This is a genomic window from Corynebacterium atrinae (genome assembly GCF_030408455.1).
Classification (GTDB): Bacteria; Actinomycetota; Actinomycetes; order Mycobacteriales; family Mycobacteriaceae; genus Corynebacterium; species Corynebacterium atrinae.
Genome location: NZ_CP046977.1, coordinates 2,141,838 through 2,154,233, shown reverse-complemented (window position 1 = coordinate 2,154,233; position 12,396 = coordinate 2,141,838). Strand labels below are relative to the sequence as shown.

Annotated in this window: 14 protein-coding genes and 2 pseudogenes; 6 read left to right on the top strand and 10 right to left on the bottom strand. The window is 62.2% G+C overall.

All coding sequences use genetic code 11. The annotated features are described in order from the left end of the window. Positions 1–78: 78 nt before the first annotated feature. Positions 79–510: pseudogene (locus CATRI_RS13630) on the bottom strand (helix-turn-helix domain-containing protein); the annotation flags it as partial. 311 nt (positions 511–821) lie between these two features. Between CATRI_RS13630 and CATRI_RS10560 the strand changes: the two are divergent. Then, positions 822–3,020: an AAA family ATPase gene (locus CATRI_RS10560; RefSeq protein ID WP_290217397.1), complete on the top strand. Its 2,199-nt coding sequence runs from the start codon at positions 822–824 to the stop codon at positions 3,018–3,020. Here CATRI_RS10560 and CATRI_RS10555 read toward each other — a convergent pair. From CATRI_RS10555 to CATRI_RS10545, 3 genes are read right to left on the bottom strand one after another with little or no spacing between them, the layout of a single operon-like run. Further along, positions 2,995–3,705 (bottom strand): IS6 family transposase, encoded by a 711-nt coding sequence (locus tag CATRI_RS10555; RefSeq protein ID WP_099299370.1) that lies wholly within the window; start codon positions 3,703–3,705, stop codon positions 2,995–2,997. The genes CATRI_RS10560 and CATRI_RS10555 overlap by 26 nt on opposite strands. An 8-nt stretch (positions 3,706–3,713) precedes the next feature. Beyond that, positions 3,714–4,091: an IS3 family transposase gene (locus CATRI_RS10550; protein ID WP_290217394.1), complete on the bottom strand. Its 378-nt coding sequence runs from the start codon at positions 4,089–4,091 to the stop codon at positions 3,714–3,716. Further along, complete coding sequence (locus CATRI_RS10545) at positions 4,088–4,417, bottom strand: transposase (protein WP_042621996.1); 330 nt, start codon at positions 4,415–4,417, stop codon at positions 4,088–4,090. The genes CATRI_RS10550 and CATRI_RS10545 overlap by 4 nt, the downstream gene beginning before the upstream one ends. 341 nt (positions 4,418–4,758) lie before the next feature. Here CATRI_RS10545 and CATRI_RS10540 point away from each other — a divergent pair, with 341 nt between their 5' ends. After that, positions 4,759–5,169 carry a MerR family transcriptional regulator gene (locus tag CATRI_RS10540; RefSeq protein WP_435384165.1) on the top strand — a complete coding sequence of 137 codons (411 nt, stop codon included), beginning with the start codon at positions 4,759–4,761 and terminating at the stop codon, positions 5,167–5,169. Between the two features lie 93 nt (positions 5,170–5,262). Here the strand turns inward: CATRI_RS10540 and CATRI_RS10535 are convergent, their stop codons facing one another. Continuing rightward, the gene (locus CATRI_RS10535; RefSeq protein ID WP_290217390.1) at positions 5,263–6,453 is read right to left on the bottom strand and encodes a glycosyltransferase 87 family protein; all 1,191 of its coding nucleotides are present in this window, start codon (positions 6,451–6,453) and stop codon (positions 5,263–5,265) included. A 101-nt stretch (positions 6,454–6,554) separates the two neighbouring features. Beyond that, positions 6,555–8,114, bottom strand: coding sequence for a SulP family inorganic anion transporter (locus CATRI_RS10530; protein WP_290217388.1), 1,560 nt, complete (start codon positions 8,112–8,114; stop codon positions 6,555–6,557). A gap of 176 nt (positions 8,115–8,290) precedes the next feature. Here CATRI_RS10530 and CATRI_RS10525 point away from each other — a divergent pair, with 176 nt between their 5' ends. Continuing rightward, positions 8,291–8,695, top strand: coding sequence for a MerR family transcriptional regulator (locus CATRI_RS10525; RefSeq protein WP_290217386.1), 405 nt, complete (start codon positions 8,291–8,293; stop codon positions 8,693–8,695). An 85-nt stretch (positions 8,696–8,780) separates the two neighbouring features. Here the strand turns inward: CATRI_RS10525 and CATRI_RS10520 are convergent. Further along, a pseudogene (locus tag CATRI_RS10520) lies at positions 8,781–9,029 on the bottom strand (DDE-type integrase/transposase/recombinase); the annotation flags it as partial. Positions 9,030–9,031: 2 nt separating this feature from the next. Between CATRI_RS10520 and CATRI_RS10515 the strand changes: the two are divergent. The 3 genes from CATRI_RS10515 (at position 9,032) to CATRI_RS10505 (ending at position 9,973) form a co-directional block, all read left to right on the top strand. After that, positions 9,032–9,184, top strand: a complete 153-nt coding sequence (locus CATRI_RS10515) for a hypothetical protein (RefSeq protein WP_290217384.1) — start codon at positions 9,032–9,034, stop codon at positions 9,182–9,184. Between the two features lie 132 nt (positions 9,185–9,316). Then, on the top strand, positions 9,317–9,775 hold the full coding sequence (locus CATRI_RS10510) for a hypothetical protein (RefSeq protein WP_290217383.1): 459 nt from the start codon (positions 9,317–9,319) through the stop codon (positions 9,773–9,775). Between the two features lie 3 nt (positions 9,776–9,778). Continuing rightward, positions 9,779–9,973, top strand: a complete 195-nt coding sequence (locus CATRI_RS10505) for a helix-turn-helix transcriptional regulator (RefSeq protein WP_034666368.1) — start codon at positions 9,779–9,781, stop codon at positions 9,971–9,973. Positions 9,974–10,151: 178 nt separating this feature from the next. Here CATRI_RS10505 and CATRI_RS10500 read toward each other — a convergent pair whose 3' ends face one another. Genes CATRI_RS10500 through CATRI_RS10490 form a run of 3 tightly spaced genes read right to left on the bottom strand, consistent with a single transcriptional unit; the run spans position 10,152 to position 12,219 of the window. Continuing rightward, positions 10,152–10,964, bottom strand: coding sequence for a hypothetical protein (locus CATRI_RS10500; RefSeq protein ID WP_290217377.1), 813 nt, complete (start codon positions 10,962–10,964; stop codon positions 10,152–10,154). After that, on the bottom strand, positions 10,961–11,680 hold the full coding sequence (locus CATRI_RS10495; protein ID WP_290217375.1) for an ATP-binding cassette domain-containing protein: 720 nt from the start codon (positions 11,678–11,680) through the stop codon (positions 10,961–10,963). Before CATRI_RS10495 ends, CATRI_RS10500 begins: the two co-directional genes overlap by 4 nt. Beyond that, on the bottom strand, positions 11,677–12,219 hold the full coding sequence (locus CATRI_RS10490) for a helix-turn-helix domain-containing protein (RefSeq protein WP_290217373.1): 543 nt from the start codon (positions 12,217–12,219) through the stop codon (positions 11,677–11,679). Before CATRI_RS10490 ends, CATRI_RS10495 begins: the two co-directional genes overlap by 4 nt. Positions 12,220–12,396: the final 177 nt, after the last annotated feature.

Sequence of the window (12,396 nt, the reverse complement as noted above, 5' to 3'; positions counted from 1 at the left end):
GGTGTGATCGATCTGGACCTGCTCCAGGATCTCTTCGACCGGCGGTGGCTGCCCGCCTGCCGCCTGCAGGGCGCGTACACCGTCCGGGCCCTCTCGTCGTCGACCGGTCTGGGCCGGATCCATACGTTTGATGCGGGCAATGACCGTATTACGTGATGGGGCCGGCAGTCCCTGTCTGGCGCACAGGCGCACGATCTCCCGGTAAACAGCACTCATGCTGGGTTTTTGTCGGGACAGGAAACGCTTCCGGATCGTCTCCCGGACAATGTCTTCCACGGCGTCGGGCAACCGGTTCCGGCCCCGACCCCCATGTGACTGTCCGCTGAGCAGATCAGTCACCAACCCCGAACCCGCGCGGTGGCGCTGGATGAGCCGGTATATCTGTCGCCGGGACACCCCCAGCTCCTCGGCGGCCGCGTCAGCAGCGACTACTCCGACCTTGTCGTACTCAGCCAACTGGGCGATCACCCGTGCCTGTGTTCGAGCCCGTTCCCAGTCAGAGTCGGACATGGCCAGGTGTGGTGTTGCAGCGATATCCGTGTGGCTACTGTCCATCCCCGTCTCCTTGTGCCCGGGACTTCTGACATTTTCAGCTTAGTGCCCACGAGTACTGACCGGATGGTGTTCAGAAGTCGCCGTCACACCCCTGGTCGCTAGGACCGATCTGCGCCAACGCCTTCTGACTCTGACACCCGTTGGGGTGTACCCCAAATCTTCACGTGTCAGCGTCACAGGTGCGACTTTCCACATTGGTTGACGGTAGCGCTCTGAAGCTTCCGTACAATGCTTTTAGGCGAAACGATGCGAGGAGGTAGCTGGTGATGGGCAGCATCTACGAGGAATTGCTGGAATATTCCAAGAAGTTAGAACCTTGGCAGCGGGATGCCCTCCGTCGGCATGCCGAATCGCCGGTGCTGCTATCGACGGAAATTAAGGAATTAGTAGACCTCGCTTTTGCAGCCGCTCTATCCAAAGAAGATCATCTCATTGATGATGAGACGAAGTTCGACCTTCCGGACGTTGTACCCCTTGCAGAAGTGCATGTACCGAGTAAGTCTTCGGAGAATCCCGGAGTCAGGCTGACGCAAGTCAGGCATATCCACGGTGTGAACCGGATGCGGCCAGACGCTGCCATTGATCTCAACCCCCAGGGATTGAACATTGTCTTCGGGTTGAACGGGGTGGGCAAAAGCGGCTACACCCGTATCTTGAAGCGCTCTTGTCACTCTAAATACCCGGAAACCGTCACGGGTAATGTTTTTCGTCCAGAAGCTGCGGATCCGAGAGCACAGATTAGCTACAAGATGGGAGACGCCGACCATCTTCATGAATGGACGCTGACGGATGACAGTGAAGACATCAACCTGCCCCGCGTCGCCGTTTATGACAGCAAGACAGCAGCCGCTCATGTTTCTCGAAAGGGAACGGAACTCACGGTTGCCCCCGAGGGATTAGATCTGTTAACTGACCTTATTGGAACATACGACGCGGTAGCAGGGGAAGTGCGACGTCGAAAGTCTGCTCTCATTGCCCTCCCTCAGCCAAGTATCACCTTCGAAGCGATGGACGCAGAAGTTAAGAGCGCACTGTCATTGCTGGGCCAGCGAGAAGGCTACCTTGCTGCACAAACCTTGGCAGTGTTATCCGAAGAAGAGCAAGCCGATCTTGAATCCTTACCCGGGGAAATTAGTCACCTCAAGACCAGTAGCCAGGAAGCTCGTCTTGCCCAGGCACAACATCATGCGGTGCAGCGTACAACCCAAGCGCGGAGGATAGAGAGCCTTGCGCAACAGGTCAATCGGGAGCAGATAGCCACCTTAAGTGCGAGCCGGAACCGGGTGCGGGAGATTGAACAAGATGAGGCTGCCCAAGTCGGGCATGACTTCACAGGCGAAGAAGTCCCAGGAGTTCACAGTGACCGTTGGAAGGCAATGTGGACAGCCGTCAAAAACTACGCAGAAAACGACGCCTACCCGGAGCGCACTTTTCCCTCCGAAGACATTCCGCGGTGTGTGCTGTGTCATCAGCCGATGTCCACCGAAACTCATGCGCGACTGCAACGGTTTAATGAAGCATTTGCGCAAGACCTCGCGGCTGAAAAGGCGGACCTCAACACGAGGGTCGAACAAATTATTACGGGAATCCAGGCCGCAGCCAACTCAGAGAATATTGATGACGCCCTTCTCAAGGTGCTCGAAATCGATAACGGCAGCTACGTTGCTCAGCTACGGGATGATCTCAAAATCGTGAGAGGACTCTTAGATGAGGTGAAAAAACCAGTCAGTTCCCCCGAAACTTTCGAAGCCGCCATCGCTCCTTTCATAAGCGGAACGTCGTCTAGCAGTACGGACAGCAGTTTGATGCCTGGTCTTACCGTGGCAGACAGACTCGTCAAAGTAGCTGATGAAATGGATAGAGCAGCCGCCCTTTATAACGACAAGGTCTCTGCTATTCAGGCAGAGAGCGCCGGCGGGGTTAACTTGGCAGAACTGCAGGTTAAGCTTCAGAACCTCACCGATCGGTCCAGATTGGCCAGCGGCTTGCCCGAGATCAAAGCGCTCCACAACCGAAAAGTCCACGTCTCGCTCTATGAGAACGTGTTGAATCAGTGTCGAACCAAAGCGTTGTCAGCTAAGTCCCGAGCTGTATGCGTGGATTACGTTCAGATGGTAGCTGACGAGTTCCGCCACAATCTTCGGAGTCTTGAGGATCCCGATCTTTCTGAGGATCGTCGGCTCCAGATTGACATCACCGCTGGCAAGGTTGACAAGGGCGTTAGTAGCATTGCGTTTACTGTCAAGGGTGCGACAAATGCGAAAACTCCGGCGGATGGAGTGTTAAGCGAAGGTGAAATGCGGGCGGTGTCAATCAGTGCGTTCCTTGCTGATGTAGCTAGCAGTGAGGACGGATCGGCAATGGTGGTGTTGCAAACTCGGGGCGTGAGCCAAGAAGGCTCCATTTTTATCGTGCGATCAGCGTTATGCGTCTGTGTTGTCAGACCGTCTCGAAGACCCGGCTGACGATCACCGCATCCGGATTCGTCTGCCCATAGGCGAACATCGTCCCCTGGCCCTTCCGTAATGAGTGCATCGCCTCCATACCCTTGAGCGTTCGGTACGCAGACGTCCTGTTCTTAAATGCACCTTTCGGCCCCAGGATCCTTTTCAGTCGCCCGTGGTCACCTTCCAGCACGTTATTGAGGTATTTCACCTGGCGGTGCTCCACCGTAGGAGGACAGACCCCCTCCAACTTCAGCTCGGCAATCGCCTTGGCCAGGGCTGGCGCTTTGTCAGTGCTGATCACCCGCGGGTACCCGGCTGAGGCGTTTGACCGCAGGGTCTTGGCCAGGAAACGCTTCGCGGCCGCGACGTTGCGCTTCGGGGAGAGGTAAAAGTCCAAGGTCTGGCCCCCGGCGGTGATTGCCCGATAGAGGTAGCACCACTTTCCGCCGACCCGGATATAGGTCTCGTCCACCCGCCAGGACCTGGCCTGCCAGTCGGGCACCTGCCGGTGCCACCGCGTTTGCTTGTCCAGCTCGGGGGCATATTTCTGTACCCACCGGTAGATCGTTGTGTGATCAACCGGCACGCCACGCTCGGTCATCATCTCCTCGAGGTCGCGGTAGCTCACGCCGTAGCGGCAGTACCACCGCACCGCCCACAGGATGACTTCGCGAGGGAAATGACGACCCGAGAAGATACCCATGAACCTGATTATTCCACCCTCACACCATCAGCACCCTGAGTTTGCAACAGCACCTCCTTGACCGTGGTCTTCTTCGGTTTACGTAGGTTCACACCGACGATGTTGTGGGTGCGCATCAGCCGTTCCACGCGTTTGTGGTTGATCGGCTGATCTGCTTTCTCATTGAGTTCGATGGTCATTCTCCTGACTCCGATGGTGCCGTCGAATTCCTGGTGGTACTCGCGCATGCGCTTAACCAGCGCTTTGTCGGCGTCTCGGCGGGCGGCGCGGGCGTCGCGTCCGGCCCGCCATCTGTAGAAGCTCGACCGGTTCAGGCCGAGTACCTGGCACAACCGCTTCACCCCGTGGGTGGTGTGGTGGTCGCAGGCGAACTGGAAGCGGCTCACCAGGTCGTCTCTCCCGCGAAATATTTGGCCGCCTTGCGCAGGATGTCGCGCTCGGTCGTCAGCTTCGCTGTTTCGGCTTTCAGGCGTTGGACCTCTGACCGCAGGCGGACCAGCTCATCCTCGGGGTCCAGCCCCTGGTCGGCACCAGCGGGGGACGTCGAGGGAATCTGCCCTCGGTCCCGACGGGCCTTGTGGACCCAGGTCTTCAGCGTGCCGCGGGCGATCCCGAGGTCTTCCGAGATCGAGGAATACGAGGCTCCCTCGGTGGTCTCGTAGAGCCGGACCGCGTCGGCTTTGAATTCATCGGAGTAAGTGTTTTTCGGCATAGTGTCTCTGCTTTCTCCGGTCCAGTCTGGACCAGTTCCAGCGTGTCCACTAAAGGGGGGTCAGGCCCAAGCTCTCCGGCTTTCTGTTTTGCCGAAAGGGAGAAGCGCCACTTCCCAAGACTTGACGCCTGATAGGTGTTCGGCCTGCGCATTTCACGCGATATGCCTCCCTGGGGGGGGATTTTGGCCTCAGGCCACGGTCAGTCACACAGATGGGGTGTCCACATTCCCGGGGCGGGTGTGACGGGCAGGAAGTAGCGGAGGCTGCACCACGAACCACCGTTGAACCTAAACCTACTGCAGTGTTAGATTCGGGATGTTTCCGTACGGTCGGCCCGGAGGTGGCCGCGAAAGGAGGGGTCATGGCGCAGACGGAGGGCAGCAAGGTCGGTGAGGTCGCCGCGCAGACGGGGCTGTCGATCCGTGCTCTGCGCCATTACGACGAGGTGGGGGTCATCACCCCGTCCGGGCACACGCCGGGCGGGTTCCGCCTCTACAGCCAGGCAGATATCGACCGCCTGCTGCTGGTCGACCAGATGAAGTCCCTGGGCTTTGCCCTCGATGACATTCGGGAGTTTCTCCGGGCACTGGATACGTTGGCCGCATCTGCCGGCGGTGGAGGCGCAGGGCGTGCCCGGGAGGTCCTTGCCTCGTTTCGCCGGCAGGCGTGTCTGCGTCTGGAAGAGATGCGTTGTCAGGTGGCCCGCTCCGAGGACTTCCTTACCCAGCTCGACGAGCTTGCCGCACCCTGACGATCACCCCACCCTGCGGTAGCTTCTGTCCGACCCGTCGTCGGTCGTTTCGGGGCGAGGGGAACACTGCCCTTTGCCCTGTGTGGGTGGTGGTTACCGGGCCACTGACACGAGCTCGGCCGGGGAGCTATGGCGCGGGATAGCAGGTGGCCGGGGCAGGGCGAGCAGGACCACCATGACCAGCAGGCCGGTGACACCCTGGGTGATGCCCAGCAGCCAGTGCCCGGCCGCTGTCCAGCCGGTGTGCGCAGTCAGGTCGGCGTACTGGTGGACACCGATCAGGTGGGCGAGAATGAGTGCCACGAGGCTGGCCCGCAGCAGGGGTGGGCGGGTGGCGAGCAGGAGTGGCAGTGCGATGATGACCCCGGACCAGTGGTGGGTCACCGCCACCGGGGAAGCGACGAACACCGCGAGGCTGACCAGGGCGAAGGCTTCGACCGGGCGGTGACGGCGGGTCAGGCGCCAGGCACCCCAGATCGCCACGGCAGCGGCGAGGATAAACAGTGCCATCGTGGCGATGCTGAGGGCGGGGTCGGTGACCCCGGCCCGGGCCAGCCACCCGCTGACCGCCTGGTTACGGATGAAGTCGGCGGACCCACCCCGGTCGGTGACGAAGAATTCGTGGGTCCAGAAGTACACCGATTCCTGCGTCCGCACCATCAACCCGATGAGGATGGTCGCCGCGACGGTGGCAACGGAGCGGGCGAGTGCGGCCCAGTCACCGCGGACGAGGAAGAGGACGCCGAAGGCGGCCGGGGTGATCTTGATGCCGGCGGCCACGCCCAGCAGCACGCCGCGGAACCGGCGGGGGGTAAAGCCCAGGACGTCGGCGGTGATCAGGAGGAAGAGGAAGATGTTGATCTGGCCGAAGCCGAGGTTGGAGCGGATCGGCTCAAACAGCAGGGCCACACCGGTCAGGGCGGCGGCGATCAGGTGGGGGCGGGCCAGGTGCAGACGGGTGGCCACCATCGCCAGGATCGCCCCGATCGCCAGGATCGTCGCTAAGGTCCACAGCACCTGCACCACCGCTTGGCCCCCAAGCACCAGGGGGGTAAACAGCACGGCGGCAAACGGCGGGTAGATAAAACGCAGTCCTGAGCGGGTGGGGAAGTGTTCGGAGTAGAGGTCATCGCCGGCCAGCAGCGCCTTGCCGGCGTCCTGGAACACGGCCAGGTCGATGAGGAAACCGGTGGCGGCCTGCCACATGGCCACCGCGGAGGTGATCACGGTCACGGCCAGTCCCAGGACGATCATGACCGAAGGCGTGCGGGTGGGAGGAGACACTAGAGCAGTCCTTATCGGGGGTAGAAGAAAAAAAGGGGGGGGGCTGCAGCCCGGTGGGGCCGCAGCCCCCGGGGCTGGTGGAGAGTCGTGGTGGGTGGTGGTCAGTGGCCGGTGCCGAGGCGGCCGGACAGCTGCTCCAGGCGGCGTTCACTGGGCCCGTCGAGGCCGATGATCTCGACGGTTTTGCCCTTGTCCTGGAATTTCTGGGTGATCGCATCCAGGGTGGCCACGGTGGAGGCGTCCCAGATTTCGGCCATCATCATGTCGATGATGATGTGGTCGGCGGTGTCGTTGTAGTCGAACTGGTAGACCAGGTCATTGCTCGAGGCCCAAAACAGCTGGCCGTGCACCCGGTAGGTGCGGATGTCGATCTGGCCGTCGTGGTCGACGTCGAGTTCGCGGACCATCTCGATGCGCACCAGGTGGGCGACCCGGCGGGCGAACATGATCATTGCGGTGACCACGCCGAGGACGACACCGATGGCCAGGTTGTGGGTGGCCAGGGTGGCGATGATGGTCACGGCCATGACGATGGTCTCGGAGACCGGCATGAGCTTGAGGGTGCGCGGGTGCACGGAGTGCCAGTCGACGGTGCCGATGGCAACCATGATCATGATCGCCACGAGGGCGGCCATGGGGATCATGCCGACGATATCGCCCAGGGCGAGAACGAGGATGAGCAGGAACACACCCGACAGCAGGGTCGACAGACGGGTCCGGGCCTTGGACTCGCGGACGTTGATCATCGTCTGGCCGATCATGGCGCACCCGCCCATGCCGCCGAAGAAACCGGAGGCGACGTTGGCCACGCCCAGTCCCCAGGACTCGCGGGTTTTATCGGAGTGGACGTCGGTGATGTCGTCGACGAGCTTGGCGGTCATCAGCGACTCCATCAGACCGACGATCGCCAGGGCCAGAGCGTACGGAGCGATGATCTGCAGGGTCTCCAGGTTCAGCGGCACATCGGGGATGAACAGGTCCGGCAGGGACTGCGGCATCTGGCCCATGTCCGAGACAGTCGGCACCGCCAGGGTGGTGGCGATGACCAGGCCGGTGAGCACGATGATGGTGATCAGGGGTGCGGGGATAACACCGGTGACCTTCGGCCAGAAGATCATGATGGCAATGCCGGCGGCCACCAGCGGGTAGACCAGCCAGGGCACATCGATCAGGTGCTCGAGCTGGGCGGTGAAGATCATGATGCCCAGGGCGTTGACGAAGCCGAGCATCACCGACCGGGGGATGAAACGCTGGAGTTTCGCCACTCCCAGGGCAGCGAGCACGATCTGCATGACACCACCGAGCAGGACGGTGGCGATGAAGTAGTCAAGCCCGTGGTCCCGGGCCACCGGCGCGATGACCAGGGCAATTGCCCCGGTCGCACCGGTGATCATCGCCGGGCGTCCACCGGTGAAGGCGATGACGATAGCCATGACCACCGAGGAGAACAGGCCCACGGCCGGATCCACACCGGCGAGGATGGAAAACGCGATGGCCTCCGGGATCAGGGCCAGTGCCACCGCCAGGCCGGCGAGGACCTCGGTGCGGATGCGGGTGGGCGAGGAAAAGGCGTAGCGGAAGGATGCCACCACCCCGGTGGGGGCGTTGGTGCCCTCCGGGGTCGGGGCGGTGCCGGCTGGCACCGTGGTAGTTTCAGTCATCAATATCCGATCTCAGTAGATGGTGGGAGATGGAAGGGGCGTGGGCCCGAAAGAAATCTAACCCTCTAGTAGCTTGAGGGTTAGGGTCGGTGGCTACCCTAACCGCAGGTGGGCGCGAGGGGCAACGCGGGCGGCGGTCTCTATGGCGGAGATCACAACGGATGAAGGAGCGGGCAGTGGATACCAGCGGGTTGAAAATCGGTGAGGTCACCGAACGGACCGGGTTGTCGGTGCCGACGTTGCGTCACTATGACCACCTGGGTCTGGTGACTCCGTCGGGACGCACTCCCGGGGGTTTCCGGCTCTACAGCGAGGATGATGTGCGTCGGATTCTGCTGGTCAGGCGGATGAAGCCGTTGGGGTTCACGCTGGAGCAGATGCGGGATTTCCTCACCGCCGCCGACATCATCGCCACGACGGGCACCCATCCTGACGACGAGGGGGCGCAGGTACAGCGGGAGCATGCGCGGGCGACGCTGGCCGCGATCCGGGATGAGGCCCGTGCCCGGTACGAGAAGCTGAAAAAGCAGGTCTCCTACGCCGAGGAGTTCCTGGGCCTGACCACCACGCTCGAGCCGTGAGGACGCGGGGTGCTGTTGCAAAGTCAGAAGGAGAGCTGCGAAGACTCCGTCTTTCATCCACTGATGCTCGCTGCAGCTGGCGTTCTCAGGCCCTCTCAAAGACCCGGTTGACGATCACCGCATCCGGATTTGGATGCCCGTAGGCGAACATCGTCCCCTGCCCCTTCCTCAATGAGTGCATCGCCTCCATCCCCTTCAATGTCCGGTACGCAGAAGTCCTGTTCTTGAAAGCGCCTTTGGGGCCCAGGATCCTTTTCAACCGCCCGTGGTCTCCTTCGAGCACGTTATTGAGGTACTTCACCCGCCGGTGTTCCACCGTGGGAGGACAGGTACCCTATGCCTTCAACTCGGGGGACACCCCCCCTCGGTGCCGAGGTGGATACGTTGTTGGCTGCGGGGCAGTTCGTTCCTGCGGCGGGGCTCGTGCGTGAACGCACGCAGCTGGGCCTGGTGGTGGCGACCCGGGCGGTGCGCCACCGGGACGGGTGATCGCCCCGGTCTCAGCCGCGGGTGCGGGCGTAACACCGGTGGTGTCAAATGTCCTTGACAGTAAAGTGTGTTTTACATACCGTGAAGGGGACAGGTACCGCACGGGGCCTGCCGTGACCGGAAGGAATCGCCATGACCAGCAGCAGTGGTCGCACCGCGTGGGGAGCGACGAAAAAGGGCCGCCGCGGGATGGGCTTGTGGGGGCCGGCGGTGGGCATCGGCGTGGTGGTGTCTGCGGTGATGGCCGGCTTGGCGTTGATGGTCAGCTCCTCGCCGGAGCCTGGCCTGCTCGCGGTGGTCACCGCGGCGGTGGTCCTGCCGGTGGGGGTGGCCCTGGGCTGGGGGATCATGGTGGACCGTTCCAGTATCAGTGGGGCGGTGGATCGGCCGGAGGAGTCGGTGGAGTCCCGGTGGTGGGATCAGGCTGCCTCAGGTGCGCTCATGGACGGGTTCGCGATGATCGGGCTGGGGGCCGGGACGATCGCGCTGACCGGGGTGGAGGTGGCTGCCGATACCGTGCTCATGGCCCTGTGGGTGCTGTTGAGTGTGGATGTGGGTATCCGTTACCTGGTTGCCCGACGGGCGGGGTAAGCGGTGCGCAACAGTGTGGCGCAACGCCGCCTACAGCGGGGCTGGTCGCAGGTCAGACTCGCGGAGCTGCTGGGGGTGTCCAGGCAGACGGTCATCTCCATTGAGAAGGGGCGTTTTGATCCCGCGCTGCCCCTGGCGTTTCGTCTCGCCGGTGTCTTCGACTGTGCCATTGAGGATCTGTTCACCCCGGAGGGCTAGGGTGCCCGTGGGGTAAGCCTCCGTGCGCGATGATGGTGGGTCGGGGAGTCCGAAACGGTCTGATCACGTTGACTCACCACACTGCCTGAGAGGGGGCTACCTGGGCGGTGATGGTTGCTGCCCCACTGCGTAGTGGCATCTGGTGGGGGTGTGCTGGTGTGGGGTGGGTGTGGGCGGTTCAGGAATCGAGAACCCGGGCGCTGCGAAATCCGCGGGCGGTGAGGTAGACGATGAGCGCACTGGCGGCCACGGTGGTGGAGAAAATGAGGGCGAGGACGGGCAGTGCCCATTCGTGCAGGAGCATGAGGCAGGGGGCTGTCAACAGGGACGGTGCGATCGCGAGGAGTCGGATGGGTCCGCCGTTCATCCCTGCCCGCGATTCCAGGCTGCGTGGATACAGTAGTGCCCCGAACAGGGTGGCGGTTGCCGACCAGATGCCCAGCGACAGGGGGAGGATGAGTAGTGCGGCCACGAATGGGAAGGTCACTGATACGGATATGCCCGTGGTCAGCGCCACGAGAATGGTTGCGGTGGTGAATCCGGTGGCTGCCATGGCCCAGGAGGCGGTGGTGAGGATGAGGCTGGCGCCCAGGTAGGACTGGAAGAGGCGACGGCGTGGGATCGGCCCGGCCAAAAGGACTTCGATGCCGCCGCCGTGGATGTCATCGGCGACGACTCCCGGGAGGGTCAGTGTCGCGACGATTCCGACCAGGGCGCCCAGCAGGACCGGTGTCATGATCAGCAGGTAGGAGGCGATCGGCTGGACCTCTCCCAGGCTGTTGCGGACGGTGGCGAGGTGGAGTGCCTGGTTCGGGATCATGGTCTCCATGCCGGGCATCATGTCGACGTTGCCGGCTCCGAGGAGGGCAAGTATCCCGATGCCGGCTCCGACCAGTGCGGAAAGCCAGAGTGTCATGCCGCCCTGCTGGATCCACGCCCGCTTCGCGAACGCCTGAACCTGATGAGGTGTGGCGGTGGTGGCTCGGGTCATGATGATGCTCCTAGTGACTGCAGGATCTGCGTCTCGGTGATGGCAGTGCCGTCGCTGCCCAGTGTCAGCACGTCACGTCCATCGACGATGAGGAAACGGGAGGCGAGTTCCAGCGCCTCCGGGACACTGTGGGTGGAGTAGAGCACCGTCCGGGTTGTGCCCCACTCGTGCAGGAGTGCGCGGGTCTCAGCGGCATAGACCGGGTCGAGGCCCGTGAGGGGCTCGTCGAGCACCACAAACTCTGGATCTGTCATCGCCAATCGTGCGAGATCCACGCGTTGACGCTGCCCGCGGCTGAGCGCGGACACGCGTTTGTCGAGGATCGGTTCAAGATCGAAACGTCCGATCAACTCCGCCTCTGCTATCAGGGGTATCTGCGGATGGCTGGCGTTGATCGTGCGCCAGAACGACAGGTTCTGCGCGACACTGAGCCCGGAAGACAGGGCGGATTTATGTCCGAGATAACCGACCCGGGACCGTACCGCGGCCCCGTCCACCACCTGTTCACCCAGCACGATGCAGCGTCCTGACAGTGGGGGGATGATGCCGCAGAGGGTGCGCATGAGGGTGGTCTTGCCCGACCCATTGCGCCCCAGCAGGGCGGTGATGCCTGGGTGGAGTCGGAGCTGGAGGGGGCCCAGGACTGCGGTGTCGTCGTATCCTGCGATCATATCGTCGGCCCGGGCGGTGATATGTTCGCTGCCTTCTGGGGTCATGGTGTCGTCCTTTCGACTGGGCGGGGAATCATGATGGTCGTCAGTGCGCGGCGGCGCCGGTTATGGCCGGCGGTGTTGGCCATCAGGGGGCGAAGCGCTGTCATAACCGCCTGCGAAAAGACCTCGACTTCGGTATCGGTCGCCCAGAAATCCGCCTGCGCGAAGCTCACCTGATCTTTGGCCAGATCGGGCACACCCTGGTCAAGATAGTCCCCGAAATCGCGGATCACCCCGGAGGCGAACACAGTGAACGCCGCCAGGATCTCTTCGGGGGTCAATGAGGCTAGTTCGTCTGCCGTGGGGTTGGTGAGTTCTTCGGCCACCTTGTAGGTCTTTTCGCTTGTGCCTCTGACTGGTCGTTCCTCCACCACTTCAATGAGGCCGTGGTCGACGAGATGGGCGATGTGTCGGTAAAGGGTTGCGATGGGAACATCAGGGAGTCGGTCGTGGAGCTGGCGGGTGGTGGATCCGTCGGTGGCGAGCAGTGTCTGGACGATGCGGAGGCGAACAGGGTGGAGAAGCGCGGAGGAGGTGGCCATACCCCAATGATATCAGTATCAATAATGATAGGAAAAGATAGGGCGATCTCAATGTCACTTTAGTGGTCTTAACGACCGTTGACGTAACCTAGAATAAATAACGTGTTAAGTGACAGGCCGGGCATTTCTTCGCCTGTGGGAACGGCAATCGCCCCCCTTGTCACGTAAACGATCGTA